Here is a 24,946-nt window from a genome sequence, read left to right on the forward strand (position 1 = left end):
TTATAACATAAATCCATTTACAAAAACGCTTTAACATGCTAATATGCTAATAAGTTAAAATAACGGAGAGGAGTCTGCAGATGAACTGGAATTTAAATTTGCCAACAGGCACACGTGACAAACTTTTTCGCGAGGCGGAAGCAGCTCATAAGTTAGAAAATACCGTCCTCGATTTTTTTAAAGAACGTGATTTTATGCGTATTGAAACGCCGATTATTGAATTTGAAGATGTATTTAGTTCGGAGACGAAAGAAACCCACTACCGTTTTTTTGATGAAAAAGGGAGGCTTTTGGCCCTTCGTCCGGATATGACCTTGCCGATTGGCCGAGTCGTACATACAACAGGCGTTCATCTCCCCCTTAAACTTTCCTATAGCGGAAAAATTTTCCGTGCCAATGCTGGTTTTAGTGGTGACCGAAATGAAGAGACGCAAGCTGGTATTGAACTGATTGGGTACGGGTCAAAAAAGGCAGAAATAGAATGTTTACTTTCTGGTATTCGACTGATGCAGACACTTGCCATTCCAGATTTTCAAATGGAACTCGGGCATGCTGGTTTTTATGAGCTACTCCTTCAAAAATTACATTTAAGTGGGCAAGCAGAAAATGAATTTCGCTCCCTTTTACAAAATAAAAGTTTATCTGAAATGCAGGCGTTTAGTGAACAATTTGAACCAAAATGGGCACGTTTTTTATGCGCCTTACCTCGATTATTCGGGGAAGTTCATCCGACCATTTTAGAAGCAAAAGCCCTTTTACCTGATGAGGAACTAAATGCGCCGCTAGATGAAATTTTAGAAATGGCTACAATCATTCAACAAGTTGAACCAAACGCCTCACTACTCGTGGATATTGGGTTGGTGCAGGAACTACGTTACTATACGGGGCTCATTTTTCGCGGTTTTGCTAGTTTTGCGGCAGATTACTTTTTAAGCGGTGGCAGATATGATCGGCTTTCCGAACATTTTGGACAGACGAAGGTGCCTGCAGTTGGGCTTGCCCTCCACCTCGATTCGATTTTGGCCGTCAAAGAGCGACACGGTTTAACTGAAAAATTTTCTAAAAAAGAGATTCTTATTCATTATGATGTGACGGAACTTAAGATGGCTGAACGCTACTACGCTGAGCATCCGGAAAGTGTTTTAAGCTTTTTGGATTCGGAAAGGGAGTCGATTGCTTTCGCGAGAAAATGGGACATCGGGACTGTCGTTTCTTTCCAAAAAGAGGGGTTAAAAGTCATTTTTGAGAGGGGTGAGCGGGTTTGAGGCTGAAAATTGCACTGACAAAAGGTCGCCTAGAGGACGAGGCTGTGCGTCTACTCACGAAAGCACAGGTAGATTGTTCGGTTTTGGCGGATAAAAAACGGAAACTGATTTTTCAAAGTGAAACGGATGAGATTGATTTTTTCTTAGTCAAAGCGGTTGATGTGCTCACCTATGTGAAACACGGAGCGGCAGACATTGGTATTGTAGGTCGCGATGTTTTACTTGAGGCGGCGAGCAGTTACTACGAGGTGCTGGACTTAAAAATTGGCGTTTGTCGCTTTTGCTTGGCGGCTCCTAAAACGTTTGATCCGACAGATTATAAGCGGAAAGTAATTGCAACAAAATATCCGAATGTCACCGAAGCTTTTTTTAGGCAACGCGGTGAGGATGTTGAAATTATTAAAATCGAAGGTTCGGTTGAAATTGCGCCGCTACTTGGTTTAGCAGACGCTATCGTTGACATTGTTGAAACCGGCGCGACACTTCGTGATAATGGTCTTGTGATTTTTGAGACGATTCATCCCATTTCGGCGCGACTTATTGTAAATAAGGCATCTCTTAAGCAAAATAAAACGCGGATTTTTTCATTAATTGACAAGCTACAACTGGTTTTAAAGGAGGAGACGGCGGATGAAACGATTAACGGGTAATGTGGCGACGATAACACGTGAGTTGCGTGAGCGCGAATGGGAACAAGATTTTTCGGATATAAGTCGCACCGTTTTAGATATTATAGCGGATGTAAGAAAAAACGGAGACGCGGCTTTGGTTCGTTTGACGAAAGCGTTTGACGGGGTAGATTTAACGGCATTTAAAGTGTCGGATGCTGAAATTGATGCGGCTTATAAATCGGTGCCAAGTGAGCTTATTTCCGCTCTTGAAACTGCACGTAAGAATATTTATGACTATCACGAAAAACAAAAACGCAGTGGTTTTTTAGACAGTGAAAAAGAAGGGGTTATTCGGGGGATGCGTGTGACGCCGCTTGAATCAGTTGGGATTTATGTGCCTGGTGGTACGGCGAGTTACCCGTCAAGTGTCCTTATGAACGCGATTCCGGCTAAAGTCGCTGGGGTTCAAAAGGTGGTTATGGTGACACCGCCTGATGCTCATTTAAATCCGGCCATTCTCGCTGCCGCAAAAATGGCCGGCGTAGATGAAGTTTTCACGATTGGCGGGGCCCAAGCGATTGCGGCACTAGCTTACGGCACGGAAACGATTCCGTCAGTTTCAAAAATTGTCGGTCCAGGAAATATTTATGTGGCGACAGCAAAACGTGAAGTTTTCGGTCAAGTGGGCATTGATATGCTTGCGGGCCCCTCGGAAATTCTTATTTTAGCAGACGAATTGGCGAATCCCGCATATCTCGCTGCCGATTTATTATCGCAGGCTGAACATGATGAACGCGCGCGAATTACACTAGTCACCACCTCAAAATCGCTTATTGATGCGACTGAACGCGCGCTTGCTGAACAAATTAGTACTTTAGAAAGAAAAGCGATTTGTGAAGTGGCCCTTCAAAACGGACATTTCATTTTAGCAGAAAGTGTCTCGGATATGTTCCAAATTACAAATGAAATTGCGCCTGAACACCTGGAAATTCAGATGGATAATCCGCTACTTTATTTACCTCAAATTAAAAATGCGGGCTCGATTTTCCTCGGCAAGTTCTCATCCGAACCACTTGGCGATTATATAGCCGGACCCAATCATGTGATTCCAACTGCCGGCACAGCCAAATTTTCATCCCCACTTGGCGTGGATGATTTTACGAAACGTTCAAGTTTTATTTTATATTCGAAAGAAGCCTTACAAAATGAAGCCACTGATGTCATCACTTTAGCCCATTCAGAAGGCCTGACCGCTCACGCGCGCGCCATTCAAATTCGATTGGAGGAAGAATAAAATGAGAAGTGCAAGTCTAAATCGCAAAACGGGTGAAACCAATATTACATTAGAACTTCAGCTTGATAAACAAAATGCCTCGAATATTCAAACGGGTGTTGGTTTTTTGGATCATATGCTCTCACTGTTTGCTAAACACGCGCGCCTGAGTCTTGTTTGCGACGCTTCGGGAGATACGGAAGTCGATTTTCACCATGTAACAGAAGATATTGGGATTGTGCTTGGGCAGTGTCTTTTGGAAGCGCTCGGTGATAAGGCGCAAATTAATCGTTACGGAAACGCTTTTGTACCAATGGATGAGAGTCTTGGGCACTGTGCGCTCGATCTTTCCGGACGGAGTTTTCTTGTGTTTGATGCACCGTTTGAACGGGATAAAGTGGGCGATTTTGATACCGAACTTGTGCAAGAATTTTTCCAAGCTGTCGCGGCAAATGCTAAAATGACGCTACATTTACGTGTCCTTTACGGGCAAAATACCCATCATAAAATTGAGTCACTTTTTAAAGCTTTTGGACGTGCACTCGCTGTAGCGGTTCAGATTAATCCACAAATTGAAGGCGTAAACTCGACGAAAGGAGTGCTGTAAATGATTGCGATTATTGACTATGATACAGGAAATACAAGCAGTCTAAAAAAAGCACTCGATTTTGTGGGACTTTCTAGCCAAATTACGGCTGACCCGGCTCAAATACAAGCAGCAAGTGGCATTATCCTTCCCGGCGTGGGCGCCTTCCCTCTTGCCATGGCCAAACTCGAAGAAAGAAAACTCATCGCACCCATTTTAGCCGCAGCAAAATCAGGAAAACCGCTTCTTGGAATTTGCTTAGGTATGCAACTTCTTCTTACTTCAAGCGAAGAGCACACTTTGACAAAGGGACTCGATTTAATTCCTGGAAAAGTTAAAAAAATTCCTGAAAAAGCGGGATTTAAAATCCCTCATATGGGTTGGAATAATCTAATCGTTCGTAAGGAAAATAAGCTTACGGAAAATCTAAACGGACGTTATGTCTATTTTGTACATTCTTATTTTGCAGACACAGATTCGACTTATATTTCTGCTGTTACAACGCACAGTCAGGTGGTGCCGGCGCTCATTCAAAATAACAATGTTTACGGGGCGCAGTTTCATCCCGAAAAAAGCGGCGATGTTGGTTTAGAAATTTTACGTCAGTTTAAGAAGGTTGTAAAATGCGCGTCTACCCAGCAATTGACATAAAAAATGGTAAGTGTGTACGACTTTATCAAGGCGATTTCGCGAAGGAAACTGTGGTGAATCCAAATCCCGTTGAACAAGCTTTGGCCTTTCAAAAACAAGGCGCTTCGTATTTGCATATTGTGGATTTAGACGGCGCATTAAACGGTGAGCCTGTCAATCTTGCTTTAATAAAAGAAATCGGGGTAAAAACGGGGCTCGCTATTCAAGTGGGTGGCGGAATTCGTGATATGCGGCAAGTGGCGGCGTATTTAAACAGCGGAATTAGTCGAGTGATTATTGGTTCAAGCGCTGTCTCCTCCCCCGAATTTGTGCACGAGGCGATTAGCCAGTACGGCGAAAAAATCGTGATTGGAATCGATGCCAAAAACGGCTTTGTGGCTACAAATGGTTGGCTAGAAACAAGCGACATCACTTTTACTGATTTCGCTATTCAGATGGAAAAATTAGGTGCTAAAACGCTCATTTTCACGGACGTTGGGCGCGACGGTACACTTTCCGGTCCGAATTTCGAACAACTTAGCGCCTTACAAAGCGCCGTAAGCTGCGCCATTATAGCTTCTGGCGGCGTTAAAAACCAAGCCGATTTAGTAGCCTTAAAAAATCAAAACCTAGCAGGCGCAATCGCTGGAAAAGCCCTTTATAGTGGCCTTTTAAACTTTAAAGAAATTTTGGAGGTGGAAAACGAATGCTAACAAAACGCATTATCCCGTGCCTCGACGTCACAAACGGGCGTGTTGTAAAAGGCGTCAACTTCGTTTCCTTACAAGACGTCGGTGACCCCGTTGAAATCGCCAAAGCCTATAACCTAGCGGGCGCTGACGAACTTGTTTTCCTTGATATTACTGCGACTCATGAGGCAAGAAAGACCATGGTGGATGTGGTCCAAAAAACCGCCGAACAAGTTTTCATTCCACTAACAGTTGGCGGCGGAATTCAAACAACCGCCGAAATCCAAGCGCTTTTAAAGGCCGGTGCGGATAAAATTTCATTAAATTCAGCGGCCATAAAACGCCCCGAGCTCATTAAAGAAGCGGCCGAAAAATTCGGTAGTCAGTGTATCGTAGTTGCGATTGATGCCAAGCGCATAGCAGATTCTTGGCACGTTTTTACACACGGTGGTCGAATGGATACAGGCCTTGATGCCGTTTTATGGGCCCAAAAAGCGGAAGCACTGGGCGCCGGCGAAATTTTACTCACTAGCATGGACGGTGACGGTACAAAAAACGGGTATGATATCCCATTAACCAAAACGATTTCAAGCGCCGTCAAAATCCCTGTTATCGCGTCTGGGGGTTGCGGAAGCGCCTCACATATGGCCGAGTGCTTTCAACAAACAGAAGCAAGCGCAGCCTTAGCCGCAAGTATTTTCCACTACGGTGAACTTGAAATTTCGGACGTGAAGAGTGAACTACAAAAAAATTTAGTGGAGGTGCGCTCATGAAAATCGACTTCACAAAAGGACTCGTCCCGGCAATTATTATCGATGATGAAAACGGCGAAGTGCTTATGCTCGCCTACATGAACGAAGAAAGTCTCAAGAAAACCATTGAAACAGGCTACACTTGGTTTTTTTCAAGAAAAAGGCAAGCTCTTTGGAATAAAGGAGCAACAAGTGGGCATGTGCAAAAGGTCGCACAAATAACAGCGGACTGCGATTTTGATACCTTACTAATTCGCGTCCACCAAACAGGTCCCGCCTGTCATTTAGGATCGCGCTCTTGCTTCACAAATCAAATAACGGAGGTGCCTACATGTTAGAAAATTTATATGCTGAAATCAAAAGTCGAAAAACCTCGCCAAAAGAAGGTTCCTATACAACCTATTTGTTCGACCAAGGTTTAGATAAAATTTTAAAAAAAAGTGGGCGAAGAAGCGACCGAAGTTGTGATTGCGGCTAAAAATGAAAAAGCCGAATTAATTAGCGAAACAGCCGATTTAACCTATCATTTACTTGTCCTCCTTGTGGAGTCTGGCGTAACGCTTTCTGAAATTGAAGAAAAATTAACGGAACGCGTTGGTCGTATTAGTAAAACTAGTGACCGCAAGGAAATCCGTGATTTGTGACGAAAATGTAATGTTATTCTATCAAATTGTAAGCCTATGAACAGGATTAAACAGGTTAAATCTTCTATACTTATTTTATCGGAGAAAGTTACTTTACCTAAAGAACAACTTGTGATTCCTCTTCGAGACAAACGACTTTTTGTCTATTCATTAAGTTTCCCAATTATCCCTTGATTTTGTCTCAGAAGATCACAACTCCAATTAACTCCCTGTTTTCCCGCGCGTCCCCCCGCGCGGGAATTTTTTTGTGTGAAACAAAAAGACTGTAACACTAAATAGCGTTACAGTCCTTATTCAAAATTGAGATGGATCGGTTTCAATCCCTACAAAAAGTTTTCCATCTTTTTCGTAAATAATGGAATGAGGAAAATCCTCTCCACCTTTTCTACTATAAAGACTGGTTCCTTTTGGTAAATCATTAGACTCGAAATTCTTTTCAGGAACCTCACTTTCCCCAATTTTTTCTTTGACATTCCCTAATTCAGCTATTATTTCCTTTTCAGAGCTCGGTTCATCTGTAAGCGTATAAACTAAATTACCCACCATGACCATATTAGAGACATTTTCTTTTTTATACGATTGATAAGCGAAATAACATACTCCTATTGCAAGAACTATTATAATACTTGTTATTATTCCTTTTTGAATAAACTTTGACATCATTCTGCTTCCCCTCTCCTGATGTATTATGATATGTGATAAAAATAGTTTATCATGAACTAATTTTATTTGACAATTATTCTTACAAATCCCCATTATCATACGATTTCATGAGAAGTACTAATAAATTTAAATTTTTCCGAAAATTTGTTTTTTTACTTGCCAGAGGTATTTTTAACATGGTAAACTTGACAACAAGAGTAAGATAAATTTACGAATTAGTGCGTTTATGCGAAATATCTAACATAGCTTGTACACTAATCATACTGAAGGAGTGTTAATATGGGGCAAACATCCATGGTTTCAGAAAATCGACAAGCGGCTGAAAACTATGTAGCCAAGATTTTCGAAACAATAGAAAGACGTAATCCAGAAGAAACTGAATTTCATCAAGCAGTAAAGGAATTTTTAGATGCGATTATTCCAGCTCTCGAAAAAGATCCAGACTATGAGAAAAATGGAATTTTAGAGCGTCTAACTGAACCTGAACGCCTTATTACATTCCGCGTTCCTTGGGTGAGTGACGACGGAAAAGTTCAAGTAAACCGTGGCTTCCGCGTCCAATTTAACAGCGCTATCGGCCCGTATAAAGGAGGCCTTCGTTTCCACCCTTCTGTAAATGGGAGTATCGTGAAATTTCTAGGCTTCGAACAAATTTTTAAAAATGCCCTAACTGGTCTGCCTATTGGCGGTGGTAAAGGTGGCTCTGACTTTGATCCAAAAGGTAAATCAGATGCTGAAATCATGCGTTTTTGTCAAAGTTTTATGTCTGAGCTTGCCATGCATATCGGTCCCGATACCGATGTACCCGCTGGTGACATCGGGGTGTCAGGTCGTGAAATCGGCTATTTATTCGGCCAGTATAAAAAAATGACAGGACGTTTTGATGCCGGAACCATAACAGGTAAAGGGCTCACATATGGCGGCAGTTTAACACGTACAGAAGCGACAGGATACGGGCTGGTTTATTTTACAAAAGAAATGCTAGCCGCGACCAATCAATCACTAAAAAACAAAACGGTTGTTGTATCCGGTTCTGGAAATGTTGCGATTTATGCCATTGAAAAAGCCGAAGAACTAGGCGCCAAAGTGGTTGCATGCAGTGACTCAAGTGGCTATATTTTCGACCAAGAAGGGATTAACCTAAAAACGCTCAAACAAATTAAAGAAGTTGAGCGCAGACGGATTCATACCTACCTTGAAAAACACCCTACTGCTGAAATTTTTTGAAAAAGGGGATATTTGGTCCGTACCGTGTGATATCGCCTTACCGTGTGCCACTCAAAATGAAATTAGCGAAGCGCAAGCGAAAACGCTCGTCAGAAACGGCGTCATGGCAGTTGCTGAAGGGGCTAATATGCCATCCACATTAGAAGCTGTTAATGTCTTCCATCAAAATCAAATCTTATTCGGCCCTGCAAAAGCAGCGAATGCGGGCGGCGTTGGCGTCTCTGCTCTTGAAATGGCCCAAAATAGCAGTCGAATGAGCTGGAGCTTTTCAGAAGTCGATGAACATTTAAAAAATATTATGAAAAACATTTATAAAAATGCAAGTTTCGTCGCAAAAGAGTATGGTTATGAAGGAAATCTCGTCGTAGGAGCCAATATCGCTGGTTTTCTAAAAGTTGCAGACACAATGATCGCCCAAGGCATTGTTTAAAACCTGCGTATGATACTCTTGAAAAACAAAATAGTCCTATATAAAAAGCTAAGTGAACATGGTTCACTTAGCTTTTAGCTTGTAGAAAAACTCAAAGTTTAAGCAAAACAAAACGCTTCTCACCAAGATCAGACTGCTGACAAATGGTGAGATTCTAGGCAAAGCCGAGTACCAGAGCGGAGCGTACTAGTGTACGTGAGCACCGGAACGGAGACCCTAACAACGAAGATTGCCGTTTGTCAGCAGTCTGAAAGCTAAGTGAACATGATTCACTTAGCTTTTATTGCAAATTAGTCTATCCTTTTTACGGAATGTGGTATAATAAGCCGTGAAATCACTTTTTTATAGAGGAGGAATTAATGATGACGAATAAAACCGCAACCGCATACATTGGTACATATACAAAAGTGGAGAGCAAGGGAATTTATCGCCTTGTGATTGACCGCGAAACTGGCGAAGTTTTAGAAAACAAACATGCGGGAACGATGGATAATCCCACATATTTAAAAATTTCAGATGATGAGAAATATCTTTATTCTGTTGCAAAAGATGGAGATAAGGGTGGTCTTGCTGCTTTTAAGATAAAAGAAGACGGATCACTTGAGCTTTTAAATCAACAAGTCCAAACAGGGAATCCTCCTTGTTATGTGGATGCTTCGTCTGATAATTCCATAGTCGTTTCTGCCAACTATCATTTAGGAACGATTATTAGTTATCCGACAAAAGACGGTGCACTAGGCGAAATTATTTCAGAAATTGAGCATACTGGGAAAAGCGTTCACGAACGCCAAGAGAAACCGCACGCGCATTATGCCGGCTTTTCTCCCGATCAAAAATTTATTATAACATGTGATCTTGGAACGGATTATGTGACGACTTATAGCGCTTCGTCCGGTAAACTTGAAAAAGTCTCTGATCTTTTACTCACACCTGGAAGCGGACCGCGAAATCTCGTTTTCCACCCAAATGCGAAATATGTGTATATTATGACGGAGTTAACGTCAGATGTTGTAGTAGCTGAGTATAATAGCGAAAACGGTGAGCTCACTGTTGTCCAAACGATTCCTTCTCTTCCGTCTGATTTTACAGAAGAAAATAAAGGGAGTGCAATTCATATTTCTAATGATGGTCGTTTCCTCTATGTTTCTAACCGCGGACAAGATGCGATTGTTTCTTTCCAAATTGGTGAAAACGGGCAGTTAAGTTTACTTGAAACAGTACCTGTGCAAGGTATTGGGCCGCGTGACTTTGATTTAGATAAGACGGGCGAAATCCTCGTTGCAACTAATGAAAACTCAAATAATGTGACGATTTTTAGCGTGAATAAAGAAACCGGTAAACTCACCCTCTTACAAAAAGACATCAAAGTTCCAGAACCGGTTTGTGTGAAATTTATGAAATAAGCAAAAAGCCATGCAACTTGTGCATGGCTTTTATACTTTCTGACCTGCTAAGATGTAATGCGTGTCATTCACCGATTCCACCCTTATTTCCCCGTTTTCATACACCATTTTCGTAATACTCGCATTTTCAATAAACGGATCCACAAGTTCCGGGGCCAAAATCGTCAAATAAGAATTGATCGTCATGCCGTGCGTCACCACTAAAACATGTTTTTCAAAGTCGCCCGTTTGCTCTTCAATCATCTGGTCTAAAGCGCGAAGTAAACGCGCCTCCATTACTGCCCAGCTTTCTGAAAGACCGGTTTCGTCAAGCTCACTAACCGCCTCTGCCACCAATTGAAAGCCCTTAGGGCCTAAATTCATCATGCCTTCTTCGGTTGTCTCAAAACCTAAATGGCGCATGACAGTGCCAAACATTTCTTCATTCGGCGTGCCTTCAAATTTCCCAAAGCAAAATTCCCGCAAATCTAAAAGACTATTTTTCTTTAAATGCGTCTGTTTACTTTCGGTTAAAATAATATCCGCCGTTTCAATCGTGCGTCCACGGTCACTTGTATAAACCGCATCAAAGGCAATATCTAACCCGCGTCCTAAGTATGCCGCCACATTTCTTCCTTCTTCTGTTAACGGCGAATCTGACCAGCCTTGCACTTTTTCAAGCGTATTCAGTAGCGTTTTTCCGTGCCTTGTCATATAAAAATTTATTTTTGCAACCAATTTGATATCGCCCCCTTCCCTTTTATATTAGCAAAGTAGCAACAAAAAAGGAACCGTTTTCAGGTCCCAAATTTGGTTAATCTACACCGCGCATATATTTTTTAAGCATTGGTGACATTAAGAACAGTAAAATCGCAAATCCAATGGCGATAAAACCGGTGATTCCAAAGTACGCAACCTCCGTTTTAGCGCTGAAAAATTGCGTCGCTTGTGCATTAAACGCCTGCCCCATACTATCAGCTAAAAACCATAAACTCATGGTTTGCGATGAAAAGGCCGCTGGAGCCAGTTTCGTTGTAGCAGATAAGCCAACTGGTGAAATAAACATCTCCCCAACGATACAAATAAAGAAGCTCCCAACTAACCAAAGCGGGCTAACAAGCGTTGTCGTATTCCCATTTATAATCCCCGGAAACATCATAAGAACGAAGGATAATCCGGCAAAAAACAATCCAAGAGCAAATTTCTTAGGAGTCGATGGCTGCCTGTCGCCTAGTTTCGTCCAAATAAAAGCAAATACGGGCGATAAAATAATAATGAACACCGGATTCAACGATTGAAAATTAGCAGGATTTAATGTGAAGCCGAAAATATCCAGTTGTGTCCGCTCTGCCGCAAAAATCGCAAGTGTCGTCGAGCCTTGTTCTTCAATCATCCAAAATAAAACGGCGATTAAAAAAAGTGGAATGTACGCGTAAAGTCTTGAACGTTCTTCTTTTGTGGTTTTTTTACTGCGACTCATCACAACAAAATAAGCAAATGGAATCGCAACACCTAGAATGGTCACGGCTAAAATAATCGTATTGATTGTAAAACTTCCTGTTATAAAGGCAATTGCGGCAATTAAAGCGCCGATTGCAACTACTAAAGCAAGCGCAAACCAAACGAATTTTCCTCTTTCAGAACGTGTTAGTGGGTTAGGTATTTCTTTTCCAGCCTCTTTTAAATACAGTTTTCCGGTAATGACGTAAACAATTAGTCCTACTGCCATCCCAATTGCTGCGACGCTAAATCCGGCGTGAAAGCTATCCGTTGCGCCCCAAATACCTGAAACAATGAAAGGAGCAATAAACGCGCCTAAATTTATTCCCATATAAAAAATACTAAATCCGGCATCTCGTCTATTATCGCCTTTTTCATATAAATCTCCGACAACATTTGACACATTCGGTTTTAAAAAGCCTGTCCCTAAAATGATGAGAGCCATAGAGAAAAATAGCGCTGTTGCTCCCATTGGAAGAGCTAGAACAATGTGCCCTGCCATAATTAAAACGCCGCCCCAGAAAATCGTGCGTCTTGAACCGAGTACCCGGTCAGCCGCCCAGCCGCCGATAACCCCTGACATATACACGAGTGACCCGTAAATGGACATAATCGCAGTGGATGTGCCCTGGCTAAAACCTAGACCCCCATCCGAAACTTGTGTATACATATAATAAAGTAATAATGCGCGCATCCCGTAGTAAGAAAAGCGCTCCCAAAATTCGGTGAAAAATAATGTCGTTAAGCCTCTAGGATGCCCAAAAAAAAGTTTTTTCCTTCTGCACCGTGTTCACCTTCATTTCCCCCTTTATTTGGATAAAAAAAGAAGGTCATAATTCGTTTTATTATGACCTCCAGTCTTCGTTGTCTATTTGGACTTCAGTGCTTCCGTATAAATAGCTCGACTTACTTCAAGCGTTTGATCTCCGCGCTCAGAAATAGCCGTTAGCTGATGTTTCTCAAGCTGACTCACGAGCGCATCCACCACTTCTTCCCCTAAATCATAGGCACTGAAATAAATCGGTGCACCAAGTGATTCGAAAAACTGCCCTGTGTTGCTAATCGCCTGATCAACTTTCGCTTCGTTACTACCTTCCGTAAGATGCCATACGCGTTCCGCATATTGCACAAGCTTATCAAATTTTTCCTTTTTCCGAATCGTAAGGAGAGCCGGAAGAACAATCGCCAGTGTACGCGCATGATCAATCCCGTAAAGTGCCGTAATCTCGTGCCCTAGTGAATGACTGGCCCAGTCGCCTGGAACCCCTTTATTTAGCGTTCCGTTTAGCGCATTAGTCGCTGTCCACATAAAATTAGCGCGTAAATTATAATCATGATTTTTTTCATCAACCACACTTGGCCCAATTTCAATCAAGGTTTGAAGTAAGCCTTCCGCATAGCGGTCCTGCACCATTGCCCCAACCGGATATGTCAAATATTGCTCCATAATATGAACAAACGAATCAATTACACCGTTCGCCAGTTGTCGCTCTGGAAGCGTATATGTAAGTTCCGGATCAAGAATCGAAAAAACTGGAAAAGTGACCGGCCTCCCAAAACTCACCTTCGCCTTTTTCGACTTAATCGTCACAACCGCCCCACTATTCATCTCAGAGCCTGTCGCCGGAAGCGTTAAAACCGTCCCAAACGGAAGCGCCTCTTTTACCGGTTTCGAAGCACCAACCCCGTTACCAAAAATATCAAGCGGGTCGCCAAGAAAGCGCGCAGCAGCCGCCACAAATTTCGTCCCATCAATCACCGAACCGCCGCCAACCGCAAGCAAGAAATCATACCCTTCTCTTTTGACTAAATCTACCGCTTCTATAAGCGTTTCGAATGTCGGATTCGCCTCGATACCACCAAATTCACCTATCGTACGCCCATTTAGAGCCTCACGAACCTTTGAAAGCGTGTCAAATTTCTCTACGCTCCCCCCGCCATATAAAATCAAAACCTTCTTATCCGCCGCAATTAAATCCGCCAAATCAGAAAACCGATTTTTCCCAAAAACAATATGTGTCGGATTATAATAATCAAAGTTTGCAATTTCTTTTTTCATCAGCGTTTTCCTCACTTTCCTATCTTAAGTATAAATACACGTTTTCATTTCCCTCTAAACATTATAATACGAAGCGTGTGATTTTACGAAAAAAAACGCCAGCAAAATGCTGACGTTTTACATAAAATCGAGTAACCTATTTTTAAATTTCTCATAAAACATAGTCCCTAGAAATAAAACAAGTCCCGTTACAAGCCAAAAATAAAGGGTGTATGAGATATCAGACCAGAGAGGCTCTTCATAAAAAAGCGCGTTTCGAAATCCTGATATGATATACATCAAAGGGTTTAACTTAAAAATTTGAACCGTCCATTCTGGGAGTAAATCACTTAAATTCCAAACCACACCCGTTGTATAAAACAAAACGCGCAGTAAAGACTGCAAAACTAAATAGTAGTCGCGAATAATAATACTAATGATGGCGTTAAAAATCGAAAACGCGAAGAGAAATAAAACCATCGCAACAAAATAATAAATCATTTCTAGCCAGTACACGGAAACCCCATTTTTTATCCCTAGAAGCATTAGAAGCACAAAAAACATCACAAAAAAAACTAGATAGATTGGAAACAATCGTTATGCTAGGCAAGGTACTAAGCGGAAAGCGCATTTTAGATGCCATATGTATTTGATTAAAAATGGAATTGGCACCTTGTAAAATAACGTTACTTATAAAAAACCACGGAATAATTCCAATTAAAATAAATTCTAAACTGGCCGATTTAAATCCCACACTAAAAACAAGATAATAAATCGCAATTTGAATGAGGGGATTTAAAAATTGCCAAAAGTAGCCAAGATAATGCCCCTGATAACTCGCTTTATTTTCATAATGAGCCACACGGTAAATAATTCCAAAATTTTGAATTTGTTCTCTTAAGATAGTTAAAATAGCCATATCGATACATCCTTCGCTGTTATAATCTGCCGTTGTATATTTCGTTCATTATAATCGATGCCTGTCTAAAAGTCTATCAAACGCTAAACGCCCCCATCAAAGGAGGCGTTTAACGCTCACGAATCACTAGGCAGTTGCGTTTTTACCGAAAGAGTTTCGAATTCATATAAATAGTTTGGTATAGTTTTAAAAAGGGGGGTAATCTCTCCGTTTGAAACGGCAACTAAGTCATGCATCGCTCGCGAACAAATGGTGTAAAGCAAGGTTTTATCTGCACTAGACGGATACGTTTTTTCTGAAGCGTCTAGCACAATAACACTATCAAACTCTAGACCTTTCGCTAAATAAGACGGGAGGATCATAATGCCTTCTGATAATTTTTGATTCCCCATGTGAACCAGCTTCACATCCATTTTTTTATAAAGGGATAAGTATGCCTCTTCGCAAATTTCTTGATTTCGCCCGATAATTGCTACCATATTGGATCTTTTCTTTAATTTTAGGGCCTCCCTTTGCACAACATCCATCATGGCTACAAAATTTTCTGTTTGAATGACTTTTGGTACATCACCCTGCCTTGAAAATGGAATAATGCGCTCTGATTCTGTCATGATTTCTTTCGTAAAATTGGTAATTTGCTCCGTTGAACGGTAACTTTTTGAAAGTTCCACAACCGACGTCCTGCTCGCATCAAAAAGTGGCGCAATTTCTTCTAAAAGCGATTTCTCATTTCTCTTAAAAATGGCTTGGTTTAAATCGCCCAAAAGCGTAAATTGGCTACTTGGAAAAATAGATTTCAAATAAGCAATTTGAGCTTTCGAATAATCTTGAATTTCATCAATAAACACAAAACGCATAATGCGATTAACTTTTTTACCAAGAGCGGCATCACAAAGTTCGAGGAAAAGAACCGCATCTTCAAGCGCTAATTTATTTTCATTTAAACTGGCAACAATACGATGAATTTCATTTTCCCAATCTTCTTTTGAAATATTAAATTCCGCCAAATCAAATAAACGCGGCGCATATTGCATAAAATGACCAAATTGTTGCTTCATATGCCAAAATTGATTGTCTAAAACACTTTTATGCAACCTTTTAAATTTCAACCTGACAATTTTTTTCGCCAAATAATCCTGTTCATCATCAAAACTTTGAAACTCAAGCTTCGTCGGCACAAGCGCACGGTACTCTTCCTCGCTAAGAAGCTCCATTTCATCCTTCACCCACGCCTTTTTCGCCTCCAAATTCGCAAGCTCATATAATTTTTCCCGAAGTACTTTTTTTGTCTCTAAAAACCTTGCGGGCATTTTATAACGCGGTGTCGCATAAAAAATCGCTTGAATATCTTCCTTTGAAATAACCGTTTCCCCTCGAAATTTAATATCCTTAAACCGCAAACCGCCTTTTTGCAGAAGCGCAATATATTTATCGATTAGCTCAAATAAAAATGTCGACTCTTTTAAAAGCAGTATTTCCTTACGCGCTTGATTTGTCTCATTTTCAAACTGTTCAAATAGACTTTCAACGTCTAATTTCCCTAAGCGTTTCGCTATGAAATCTTGAAATGTCGTTTGAATCATATTTTTCTCGCCCAGTTCCGGTAAAACATTCGCGATATAATGATTAAAAAGACGATTTGGCGAAAAAATCATCATTTGTTTTTCATCAAGGCCGTTTCTAAAACGGTAAAGCAAATACGCAATCCGTTGTAGGACGGCTGAAGTCTTGCCGCTCCCTGCAGCCCCTTGAACAAATAATAAATCACTTTTCGTATCACGAATAATCCGATTTTGTTCCTGCTGTATTGTTGACACGATATTTTTCATTTGTAAACTTGATTCGCTACCAAGAACTTCTTGTAGCATCTCATCTCCAATAGCATCATTCGTATCAAACATAGATTCGAGTTTGCCATCTTTTATTTTAAATTGACGTTTTAATAAAACATTCACCGTTAATTTTCCTTCAGGCGTTTCATAAGTAGCTTCCCCAATTTGACCATCATAGTAAACACTTGAAATTGGAGCTCTCCAGTCATACACTAAAAATTGGTCAGATTCATCTAGCGCCGAACCGATTCCAATGTAAATATTTTCTCGCGGCGTTTCCTCATCTTCAATATCAATTCGAGCAAAATAAGGTGAACTTTTCATTTTATCAAAAACTGCCAGTTGCTTTTCCCCATGCTCATAGTTCCGCTCACGTTCTCTAAGAAAATGTTCTTGTTGCCGAATACTAATATTTGTTTCCGAAACATCATCCGGCTCTGCTAAGTTCACACGCACATCTTCCCAAAAATTTGACCGAATGCCGCGTGCCTCTTCCTTCACCGATTTTAATGATTCTTGAATTCTTTTTTGTTCTCTTTCGATGGCCTCTATCGTATAGTCTATGCGGCTTTGCTCATTTTGTTTTTCTTTATCCATAAAAAAGCCTCCCAAATTCGTTGACAAAATCTAAAAAAAAGTGTATAGTATTAAAGTAGAATAGCAATAATTATGCAATTCTCTATTTATAATAGCGTTTTTTAGTATAACACAATTTTATATAAACAACAACTAAACCTACAAAAAGGTTTTTTTATTTTCCATTAAAAGAGGTCCGAACAGTGCGCGGATCTCTTTTTAATTATACTTTCCACTTTCTGTTTACGCTGTACTAAAAAAGCGCTTTAAGCTAAAATAGAATTAGTAAAAAAAATGAATGGAGTGACTGACATGTTAATCAAAAATCTTTGCATCAAAAAAGCAAATTTAACTACTGTTCCTGAAACAGCAACTTTACAGGAAGCCATTAAACTTCTTGAAGAATCAGGATATCGCTGCGTTCCAGTTCTTGATTCGACCGGCGAGAAATTTTTAGGAAATATTTATAAAATGCATATTTATCGCCACGCAGCAAATGGCGGAAGTTTAACAGATCCTGTTACTTCTTTAATCAAAAATGCCACGAAGCATATCAGTGTAAACTCTTCGTTTTTCCAAGTATTCTTTACGATTAAAGAATTGCCATACATCGCAGTTTTAAATACAAATGGTGATTTTTACGGTATTTTAACGCACGGAAAAATGCTCGGTCTACTCCAAGACGCGTGGAATGTAGATACAACGGGTTACGTTTTAACGGTAGCAACTGGCGAAGTGCCTGGCTCCCTCACTAAAATAACCAAAATCGTTGATAAATATACTAATATATCAAATGTAATTACGTTAGATAATCAATCCGAAGATTTAATTCGTCGTGTACTTGTTTCCCTACCAAACACAGTTGATGAAAAAATGAAAGATGATATCATCGCCCATTTAGATCGTAAAGGCTTCCGGGTCGTAGAAGTGGAAAAAGTAGAACGTTAAAAAAAGCAATAATCGATTGAGCCTCCCGGCTCCTCGATTATTGCTTTTTTAATGTTTTTTATTGTACAACAGTTACGTTTTTAGTATCCATCACAAGACCATTTTTATCTAATAATTCTACTTTGACTAAATCCGTCACAGAAGAAATTCTAGTTTTTAGGCCTACATAGTAGCTAAAACTTCCGTTTGAAACTGTTCCACCTGCAGGAAGTACCGTCCCATTTACAGTTAAACGAATCGATTTTCCTTCTCCTGTATAGCTTCCTGTTAATGAACTTGTGTTAATTGAAAAAGCAGCTGGTGTAATGCTTCCTACTTCAGGTAACGCATTACGAATCGTTACTTTCTTCGTGTCTAGCTCGCGCCCATTTTTATCATAAGCGTAAATGACTACATTATCAGAAGCCGAGCTGATTTTATTTCCAATCCAGAAACTTAGTTGATTGTTTGTAAGAGTTCCTCCTACATATTCCGTTCCGTTTATTACGACTTTAACAGATTTAACTGCTGCTGAAACATTTGCTGTTAAAACAGTGTCACCAGGCACCGTATACGCATTTGGCTGTATATCCCCATTGATATTTTTAACTACCACTTCTTTTTCATCCAATTTTTTATTATTCAGGTCATAAGCTGTAATCATAACATTATCAGCTGACGAAGTGATTTTATTGCCAATATAAAAGTTCACTTGTCCATTTTGAACCGTTCCACCTGAATAAACTTGACCATTGATTGTTACCTTAACAGATTTCACATCGCCTGTATATGTTGCTGTTAAGTAGTTATCACTTCCAGCTGAAAATTGGTTAGGTGTGATTGTTCCTACTGTATTATCTGATGTGCTTGCTAAATTTACATTTTTTTGATCTAGTACTTTACCATTTAAATCAAGAGCTGTCATTTTCACAACATCAGATTTCGAACTGATTTTATCGCCAACATAGAAGCTTACTGAACCGTTTGCTACAGTTCCACCTACATAATCTACCCCATTAATAGTGACTTTAACTGATTTCACATCACCTGTATAAGTTGCTGAAAGGCTTCTATCTGCCCCAATTGTATAGACATTTGGCGATACCGTTCCCGATGTTAGAACAGTTTTATTGGCTACAGTAACAGATTTTCGATCTAGTTCTCTGCCATATGCATCTAAAGCAGTGATTTTCACACTATCAGATGTTGAACTAATTTTATCACCAATATAAAAGTTTACTGAACCGTTTGCTACAGTCCCACCCGTATAATCTACACCATTAATAGTGACTTTAACAGCTTTTACGTCTCCTGTGTAGGATGCAGTAAGGTATCTGTCTGTGCCAATAGTAAATGTGTTTGGCGCTACCGTTCCCGATGTGCTCGGAATTGGATTAGAACTATTTACGATGTTAGCATTTTTAGTATCTAGTATACGGCCGCTTGCATCAAGTCCTTCAATTTTAAATGTGCCTGTTTTACTAATCTTATCAAAAGCATAGAAAGCATATGTGCCTTTGGATGAATCAATAGTACCGCCATTATAAACAGTTCCATCAATCGTTACACGGAAAGATTTCACATCTCCTGTATAGTTACCAACAATAGATCTATCTTTTCCAAGTGTAAAATTACTCGTAGTGATTGTCCCTTTTGTTACAACCGCACTTACTGTCACAGAAGCTTCTGGACTTACTTTCCCATTCCCACCTTTTTGAGTCGCAATATACGTATCGCCAGCTTTTGCAGGATCCACTACAAAGGTAGCTTCCCCGTTTGCATCTGTTACTTTAATCGTTTTATCATTATCTGGTGTAGTAAGAGTAACAGATGTATTTGGTTCCCCTTTCACCGTCACTCTAGTATCCCCTTGTTTCACAGGGCTAATAGTTGGTGCAGCAAGCGTTGTATCTGCGACAGTCACTTCTTTTACAGGACTTACTTTGTTATTATCATTATTTTTTTGTGTGACATCAATTTTAGTCCCGCCATCTTGTTTAGGAATAACAACGGAGAAAGTCCCGTCACTATTAACAGGTGCTGTATACGTTTGGTCGCCAATTTTCACACTAATCGTATTACCCGCTTCCCCGCGGCCTGTTACTACAGTATCCGTATCTTTGACTGGATTAACAGTAGGTTCTTCTGGTGTACGAGTATCTTGAACTATCGTTTCAGCTGCAGATACTTGATCTCCAACTTTTACAGTAGCTTTAATTGTATCACCAATTCTTTGAGGTGAAATGTCAAATTGATAGTGACCTTCTGAATCACTATATCCTGATGCGATAGTTGAGCCCGCACTATTTTTAACGATTACTAATTTCTCAGGTTCTGCTTGCCCAGAAACTACTCTGCTGCTTTGATTAAGCTCAGAAATAGTAGTTTCAGCTAGAGCAATCCCTTGAACAGTAACACTCGCATCAGATGTCCCATAGCCATTTGTGACTGACGCTGTGACAACTGTGCCCTCAGCTTGCGCAGGAATTGTAATGGAATAGTTCCCATCTTTATCTGTTTTCCCCGTAGCAATAGTACCTGCATCTGTTTTAATAGTAACATCCGCATCGGCTTCTCCTCGCCCTGTCACTTGTGTTGAAAGAACATCTAATGAATCTATCGTTGTTTTACCAATATCTGAAATATCGACAATACTAATATTAGAGTATTTCACTGTCCCATTTGTGTTTGTATTTAATCCTAATGAGATGACATTCGAATCAGCTCTAAAAGTTCCTACTCGTTCTTTTCCACCTGGAGTAGTCCAACTAATAGAATTAGTGTTTCTCCACAACATTTTCCCTGAATATGCGGATGTTCCACTACGAACAATTAAAGCATACAAACCATTGTTTATATTCGTTGGTGTATATTTTAGTTGGTAATAATGCCCTGGAATTGTTTGAATCGTTTGAGTTAGTAAAGATGCTTGTCCTAGCGAACCCATCCAAACTGTAACAGAGCCATCACCCGATGGTTTAATTTTCATTTGCGAACCTGTAGCTACTGGATAATAACCATTTGTTTGTACAGCTCCATAAGATTGAGATGGAAATGTTCGCCCATCATTTGGATCCCCTTTATACAATATCGGTAACCAATTTGATACACCAGTAAATGTATTATTTTGTACAAGATTAGGTGCTTCACTAACATTTTGTAAACCACTACCTAAACCAACCTGGCTTTGATTACTAGTTGCTTCTGCAGCCAAAACATTAAAAGGGATAGTTGTTGCAACAGTTGAAGTAAGCAAAGATGTTGCCACCACACCAAAGACTAGCTTTTTGAACCCTTTTTTGCTATTTGTCATAATTAAATCTCCTTTTCTATTTTGAATTACTTTGTCTGAATGACAAAACTAATCATAATCGATTTTCTAAACCAAAAATACATTGAACTTTCAATTAAAACATATCAATAATGAACATTTTGTGACAAAAACATATAAAATTAAATCTATATATGCAAAAAATAGGTAAATTACTCATTTATCGTCACTTCGAAACTCTAAAATAGAGTATTTTTTTCACGCGCAAAAAAATCCCCTCACTCATGCGAGGGAATTTTCCTGATTACTTATCTATTCAAAATTTCATAAATGTGATTGTTTACTTTTCCAAATGAATCAATATTATTTTGAATGTTAGAAAACAGCACAACATAGGTTTTCCCAGTATGACTCATACTATTAGATACATTCCATCCGTTTAAAATCCCGTGATTATTGTAACTCCCCGGATCCACGTAAAAGCCCATCCCATAACCCGACGAACTACCTTTTGTAAACATCTTTTGAAAGCTATTTTCGCTCAAAATTTTACGAGAACTAAGTGCTTTATCAAAGAGATACATATCAAAAGCCGACATATACATATTCCCCACTCCAAAAAGTTGAGATAAATCTGGAAGTGATGGCTCAGAATAACTCCCGTCTTTTTTTATATAGTAGCCCACTGAAGCCCCTTTTTTCTTTTTTTAAACGTTTGGTAAAAACCAACTCTTTTCATTCCCGCTGGTTTAAAAATATTTTCCTTCAGGTATTCAGATAAGCTCTCCCCGCTTAGTTTTTCAACAAGATACGCAAGGACCGTATAATTCGAGTCGAGATAGTCCCATTTGCCAGGGCCGCGTTTTGTCCCCTGCTTGATGATGTCTGCTACAAGAGCTTTAGGTGTTGTGGCGGCATTTTCTTCTGTGTGACCCACTAAACCGCTTGTATGGTGTAATAAGTCATTTAATGTAATATGGGCTTTAAATTCTGGGAGATATTTTTGCACCGAATCTGTCACCTTAACCTTACCTTTTTCTTCAAGTTGCAAAATAGCCGTTGCGATAAAAGCTTTTTGCGCCGAACCGATGTAATAAACTGTGTCTGGCGTATTTTTAACATGCGTTATCCGGTTCGCTTCACGGTAACCTTTATTTAAAACCGTATTTCCTTCTCGAACAACAACTGCTGTACCACTAAATCCAATTTGTTTTAAATAATTGTCAATTTCTTGATTTCGAACAATTTCCTTTGTTTGCTCTGGCTGTTTAGGTTTTTCTACTTGCTTTGGTTCTTTTTTAGCCGTAGCTTTTGGCGTAACAGGCTCTGCCACTTTTTCTTTTGTAGCCCACCAACTTATCCCCACAAATAGTGCAACTAGCAAAATTATTAATGTTGAAAAAAATGCAATAAGCCTTCTTCTTCGATATTTTTTTCTTAATTCGTACCGATTTTTTCTTGTTCTGTTTGACATTTTACACTCCTACAGCCCAATCCTTGCTGCTTCGCAAAAGTCAATCACAACTCCATAATTGAATAGTAGAACAAACGCGCAAAAATTGCAATCATTTGTTTAAAGCTAGGTGGAAGGGGTAAAATAGAAGGGTCAGAAATCGTTTGAAAAGGAGATAGATAAACTATGGTCACAATGACAAAAGGTAAGTTTGATGGTTTGCAAAGACTTTCAAATGAAAAAGGAGTTATCGCTGCGCTTGCAATTGATCAACGTGGTTCACTCAAAAAAATGATTCAAGCTGCGAAAGGAACGGAAGATAAAAAAGACGTAGAAGATTTCAAACGCCTTGTATCAGAAGAGCTGACACCCTACGCTTCGGCTATTTTATTGGATGATGAATTTGGTAAACCGGCTATCAAAGCGCGCCATGAGGGATGCGGTTTACTCACGTCTTATGAAAAAACTGGTTATGATACCACTATTCCAGGTAAATTGCCTGATTTAATTGAAGACCTTTCTGCTTTACGTATTAAAGAAAATGGCGGGGACGCAGTTAAAATTCTCGTTTATTACGATCCGGATGAACCTGCAGAAATTAATGAAATCAAGTTCGCCTTTTTAGAAAGAATCGGTGCCGAGTGTCGCGAGGTTGACATTCCATTTTTCTTAGAGCCGATTACGTATGATTCGAAAGTGACGGACTCTAGTTCCCTTGAATACGCGAAATTGAAACCGGCTAAGGTTAAGGCCTCTATTAAAGAATTTTCTAAACCAAGGTACGGGGTTGATGTGTTAAAACTTGAGGTGCCAGTAAACTTTAACTATGTAGAAGGCTTTACAGACGGCGAAACGGCCTATACACAAAGCGAAACGGCGCGTCATTTCGAGGAATGTTCGGATCTTTCTCCGCTACCATTTATTTATTTAAGTGCTGGTGTAACGGCGGAAATGTTCCATAAAACGATTGAATTTGCTAACCAACATAACGTTCAGTATAGCGGCGTTTTGTGTGGCCGTGCTACTTGGAAAGATGGTATCGAAGTTTACGGTAAACAAGGCGATGATGCGCTTCGCGACTGGCTTCGTACCCAAGGGAAGGAAAATATTACTTCTCTAAACAAATTGTTAGACGAAGGTGCCGTTCCTTGGTGGACAAAATACGGTACGCTTGAAGATGTAAATGTCGTGGAAAAATAAGAAAAATGAGCTGATTCGATTTGAATCAGCTCATTTTTTGTTTTTTAATTACGATATGGTGTTATTTTTTATAATTAAAAACGGGCAAATTGATTATCTATTTCCTGACATAATATTTGTTAATTTAAATTCTTTTTTTCAACCTCCAACCATTTTTTATGATCAGAAATAACTTTACATAAATGTTCTTTGGTGTAAAATTCTTGAGGGGTTAATTTATTTTCTACACCTTGGTACTGATAGGGCATATCAATTGGAGACTTTAAATCGAGCCAGAATTCACTAATTTCTAACAAAGCATTTACATAGTCTTTATCTAAAATTTTCTTCAATAAATTATTAACTAAAATCCATCTCCATCTATAATACGACATCAAATCCTTTTCATTAGAAATTGCAATCAAATTCAAAAGCCTATATATTTCATTCTCATCATATGGTGAAAATAAACTCCCAAGCTCCCATACATACGAATTTTCTTCTTTTTCATTTTTGGATAGATAATCTAAAGTGTATTTCATTACAAATTCATCATCAAGTATGCTTTGCAAATAAAATTCCTTGTCTGAATAACCCCATCTACCTATTTTTAACTCTCTCCAAGAAAAAGGAATATCATTTTTTTTTAAATTCATCTATATAATTCATTATTTTATAGGCACTCCATTCAATTCTGGATTTCTTATAAACATTCTGTGCGTAACTTTCCCATCTTGAATTATCCACTCAAAACGTCCTATAATACCATTTTGACTTCCCTGAACTTGATATAATTTAGCATTACCTAAATCTGTGACTTCTGCTAAGCCAGCATAATTATCAATAATATCAGAAAAACCATGTGCTTTTGGAACATTAGGAAATTCATTTACAATAAATTGAGTTTGTTTTGTAGGTAATTTTCCTTTTAATGGATCAATATCATAAGCAGAACCTTTTACTTTAACTGGTTTAATCTCATCAACTTTCAATCCACTTCCAAATCTAGGAGCTTCTAAAACTGGATTGGTGATTTCCTTTATTACTTTTTGATTAATACCGTTACCTTTCTTATAAATCATACTCCCACGAATCGCGG

17 protein-coding genes and 6 pseudogenes are annotated in these 24,946 nt (G+C 39.5%); 13 read left to right on the top strand and 10 right to left on the bottom strand.

Features of this window, described 5'->3' with window-relative positions:
• Positions 1-80: 80 nt before the first annotated feature.
• The 9 genes and pseudogenes from hisZ (at position 81) to hisE (ending at position 6,450) form a co-directional block, all read left to right on the top strand.
• Positions 81-1,265: an ATP phosphoribosyltransferase regulatory subunit gene (hisZ, locus tag LFLEISCH_RS04730; RefSeq protein ID WP_007473555.1), complete on the top strand. Its 1,185-nt coding sequence runs from the start codon at positions 81-83 to the stop codon at positions 1,263-1,265.
• Positions 1,262-1,915 carry an ATP phosphoribosyltransferase gene (gene hisG / locus LFLEISCH_RS04735; RefSeq protein ID WP_007473557.1) on the top strand — a complete coding sequence of 218 codons (654 nt, stop codon included), beginning with the start codon at positions 1,262-1,264 and terminating at the stop codon, positions 1,913-1,915. Before hisZ ends, hisG begins: the two co-directional genes overlap by 4 nt.
• Positions 1,896-3,170, top strand: a complete 1,275-nt coding sequence (gene hisD / locus LFLEISCH_RS04740) for a histidinol dehydrogenase (protein WP_007473559.1) — start codon at positions 1,896-1,898, stop codon at positions 3,168-3,170. The genes hisG and hisD overlap by 20 nt, the downstream gene beginning before the upstream one ends.
• 1 nt (position 3,171) lies before the next feature.
• Positions 3,172-3,756, top strand: coding sequence for an imidazoleglycerol-phosphate dehydratase HisB (hisB, locus tag LFLEISCH_RS04745; protein WP_007473561.1), 585 nt, complete (start codon positions 3,172-3,174; stop codon positions 3,754-3,756).
• Positions 3,757-4,386 (top strand): imidazole glycerol phosphate synthase subunit HisH, encoded by a 630-nt coding sequence (gene hisH, locus LFLEISCH_RS04750; RefSeq protein WP_007473562.1) that lies wholly within the window; start codon positions 3,757-3,759, stop codon positions 4,384-4,386.
• A complete protein-coding gene (gene hisA, locus LFLEISCH_RS04755; RefSeq protein WP_007473564.1) occupies positions 4,359-5,078 on the top strand; it encodes a 1-(5-phosphoribosyl)-5-[(5-phosphoribosylamino)methylideneamino]imidazole-4-carboxamide isomerase in 720 nt (239 codons plus the stop codon). Before hisH ends, hisA begins: the two co-directional genes overlap by 28 nt.
• Positions 5,072-5,827 (top strand): imidazole glycerol phosphate synthase subunit HisF, encoded by a 756-nt coding sequence (gene hisF / locus LFLEISCH_RS04760; RefSeq protein ID WP_007473566.1) that lies wholly within the window; start codon positions 5,072-5,074, stop codon positions 5,825-5,827. The genes hisA and hisF overlap by 7 nt, the downstream gene beginning before the upstream one ends.
• The gene (hisI, locus tag LFLEISCH_RS04765) at positions 5,824-6,144 is read left to right on the top strand and encodes a phosphoribosyl-AMP cyclohydrolase (RefSeq protein WP_007473567.1); all 321 of its coding nucleotides are present in this window, start codon (positions 5,824-5,826) and stop codon (positions 6,142-6,144) included. Before hisF ends, hisI begins: the two co-directional genes overlap by 4 nt.
• Positions 6,138-6,450, top strand: a pseudogene (hisE, locus tag LFLEISCH_RS04770) (phosphoribosyl-ATP diphosphatase). Before hisI ends, hisE begins: the two are co-directional and overlap by 7 nt.
• Positions 6,451-6,744: 294 nt before the next feature.
• Here hisE and LFLEISCH_RS04775 read toward each other — a convergent pair.
• On the bottom strand, positions 6,745-7,113 hold the full coding sequence (locus LFLEISCH_RS04775) for a hypothetical protein (protein WP_007473574.1): 369 nt from the start codon (positions 7,111-7,113) through the stop codon (positions 6,745-6,747).
• Positions 7,114-7,392: 279 nt separating this feature from the next.
• Between LFLEISCH_RS04775 and gdhA the strand changes: the two are divergent.
• A pseudogene (gdhA, locus tag LFLEISCH_RS04780) lies at positions 7,393-8,770 on the top strand (NADP-specific glutamate dehydrogenase).
• A gap of 362 nt (positions 8,771-9,132) precedes the next feature.
• The gene (locus LFLEISCH_RS04785; RefSeq protein ID WP_007473576.1) at positions 9,133-10,173 is read left to right on the top strand and encodes a lactonase family protein; all 1,041 of its coding nucleotides are present in this window, start codon (positions 9,133-9,135) and stop codon (positions 10,171-10,173) included.
• A 30-nt stretch (positions 10,174-10,203) separates the two neighbouring features.
• On the opposite strand, the gene LFLEISCH_RS04790 is transcribed toward LFLEISCH_RS04785, so the two are convergent.
• The 5 genes and pseudogenes from LFLEISCH_RS04790 to helD form a co-directional block, all read right to left on the bottom strand.
• Positions 10,204-10,866 carry a histidine phosphatase family protein gene (locus LFLEISCH_RS04790; protein ID WP_036062533.1) on the bottom strand — a complete coding sequence of 221 codons (663 nt, stop codon included), beginning with the start codon at positions 10,864-10,866 and terminating at the stop codon, positions 10,204-10,206.
• A 100-nt stretch (positions 10,867-10,966) separates the two neighbouring features.
• Positions 10,967-12,430 (bottom strand): annotated as a pseudogene (locus LFLEISCH_RS04795) (peptide MFS transporter); the annotation flags it as partial.
• 90 nt (positions 12,431-12,520) lie between these two features.
• On the bottom strand, positions 12,521-13,711 hold the full coding sequence (locus tag LFLEISCH_RS04800; RefSeq protein ID WP_007473582.1) for an iron-containing alcohol dehydrogenase: 1,191 nt from the start codon (positions 13,709-13,711) through the stop codon (positions 12,521-12,523).
• A 117-nt stretch (positions 13,712-13,828) separates the two neighbouring features.
• Positions 13,829-14,609 (bottom strand): annotated as a pseudogene (locus tag LFLEISCH_RS04805) (ABC transporter permease).
• 116 nt (positions 14,610-14,725) lie between these two features.
• On the bottom strand, positions 14,726-17,038 hold the full coding sequence (gene helD / locus LFLEISCH_RS04810; protein ID WP_007473588.1) for an RNA polymerase recycling motor HelD: 2,313 nt from the start codon (positions 17,036-17,038) through the stop codon (positions 14,726-14,728).
• A gap of 291 nt (positions 17,039-17,329) precedes the next feature.
• On the opposite strand from helD, the gene cbpA reads away from it, so the two are divergent.
• Entirely contained in the window at positions 17,330-17,965 is a 636-nt protein-coding gene (gene cbpA, locus LFLEISCH_RS04815) for a cyclic di-AMP binding protein CbpA (RefSeq protein WP_007473590.1), read from the top strand.
• 58 nt (positions 17,966-18,023) lie between these two features.
• Here the strand turns inward: cbpA and LFLEISCH_RS04820 are convergent, their stop codons facing one another.
• Entirely contained in the window at positions 18,024-21,257 is a 3,234-nt protein-coding gene (locus LFLEISCH_RS04820; protein ID WP_007473592.1) for an immunoglobulin-like domain-containing protein, read from the bottom strand.
• A gap of 266 nt (positions 21,258-21,523) precedes the next feature.
• Positions 21,524-22,689: pseudogene (locus tag LFLEISCH_RS04825) on the bottom strand (serine hydrolase domain-containing protein).
• Positions 22,690-22,854: 165 nt separating this feature from the next.
• Here LFLEISCH_RS04825 and LFLEISCH_RS04830 point away from each other — a divergent pair.
• Positions 22,855-23,868 (top strand): tagatose-bisphosphate aldolase, encoded by a 1,014-nt coding sequence (locus tag LFLEISCH_RS04830; protein WP_007473594.1) that lies wholly within the window; start codon positions 22,855-22,857, stop codon positions 23,866-23,868.
• A 119-nt stretch (positions 23,869-23,987) separates the two neighbouring features.
• Here the strand turns inward: LFLEISCH_RS04830 and LFLEISCH_RS04835 are convergent, their stop codons facing one another.
• Both LFLEISCH_RS04835 and LFLEISCH_RS04840 read right to left on the bottom strand, forming a co-directional pair.
• Entirely contained in the window at positions 23,988-24,503 is a 516-nt protein-coding gene (locus LFLEISCH_RS04835; RefSeq protein ID WP_007473596.1) for a DUF2247 family protein, read from the bottom strand.
• A 12-nt stretch (positions 24,504-24,515) separates the two neighbouring features.
• Positions 24,516-24,946, bottom strand: a pseudogene (locus tag LFLEISCH_RS04840) (hypothetical protein); the annotation flags it as partial.

The organism is Listeria fleischmannii subsp. fleischmannii LU2006-1 (assembly GCF_000344175.1).
Classification (GTDB): Bacteria; Bacillota; Bacilli; order Lactobacillales; family Listeriaceae; genus Listeria; species Listeria fleischmannii.

Excerpts from the sequence above, each read along its gene's own strand:
- LFLEISCH_RS04790 (WP_036062533.1), bottom strand. The coding sequence starts at position 10,866 with ATGACAAGGCACGGAAAAACGCTACTGAATACGCTTGAAAAAGTGCAA.
- LFLEISCH_RS04800 (WP_007473582.1), bottom strand. The coding sequence starts at position 13,711 with ATGAAAAAAGAAATTGCAAACTTTGATTATTATAATCCGACACATATT.
- LFLEISCH_RS04820 (WP_007473592.1), bottom strand. The coding sequence starts at position 21,257 with ATGACAAATAGCAAAAAAGGGTTCAAAAAGCTAGTCTTTGGTGTGGTG.
- LFLEISCH_RS04775 (WP_007473574.1), bottom strand. The coding sequence starts at position 7,113 with ATGATGTCAAAGTTTATTCAAAAAGGAATAATAACAAGTATTATAATA.
- hisZ (WP_007473555.1), top strand. The coding sequence starts at position 81 with ATGAACTGGAATTTAAATTTGCCAACAGGCACACGTGACAAACTTTTT.
- cbpA (WP_007473590.1), top strand. The coding sequence starts at position 17,330 with ATGTTAATCAAAAATCTTTGCATCAAAAAAGCAAATTTAACTACTGTT.
- LFLEISCH_RS04835 (WP_007473596.1), bottom strand. The coding sequence starts at position 24,503 with ATGAATTTAAAAAAAAATGATATTCCTTTTTCTTGGAGAGAGTTAAAA.
- helD (WP_007473588.1), bottom strand. The coding sequence starts at position 17,038 with ATGGATAAAGAAAAACAAAATGAGCAAAGCCGCATAGACTATACGATA.
- hisF (WP_007473566.1), top strand. The coding sequence starts at position 5,072 with ATGCTAACAAAACGCATTATCCCGTGCCTCGACGTCACAAACGGGCGT.
- LFLEISCH_RS04785 (WP_007473576.1), top strand. The coding sequence starts at position 9,133 with ATGACGAATAAAACCGCAACCGCATACATTGGTACATATACAAAAGTG.
- hisH (WP_007473562.1), top strand. The coding sequence starts at position 3,757 with ATGATTGCGATTATTGACTATGATACAGGAAATACAAGCAGTCTAAAA.
- hisD (WP_007473559.1), top strand. The coding sequence starts at position 1,896 with ATGAAACGATTAACGGGTAATGTGGCGACGATAACACGTGAGTTGCGT.
- LFLEISCH_RS04830 (WP_007473594.1), top strand. The coding sequence starts at position 22,855 with ATGGTCACAATGACAAAAGGTAAGTTTGATGGTTTGCAAAGACTTTCA.
- hisA (WP_007473564.1), top strand. The coding sequence starts at position 4,359 with ATGCGCGTCTACCCAGCAATTGACATAAAAAATGGTAAGTGTGTACGA.
- hisB (WP_007473561.1), top strand. The coding sequence starts at position 3,172 with ATGAGAAGTGCAAGTCTAAATCGCAAAACGGGTGAAACCAATATTACA.
- hisI (WP_007473567.1), top strand. The coding sequence starts at position 5,824 with ATGAAAATCGACTTCACAAAAGGACTCGTCCCGGCAATTATTATCGAT.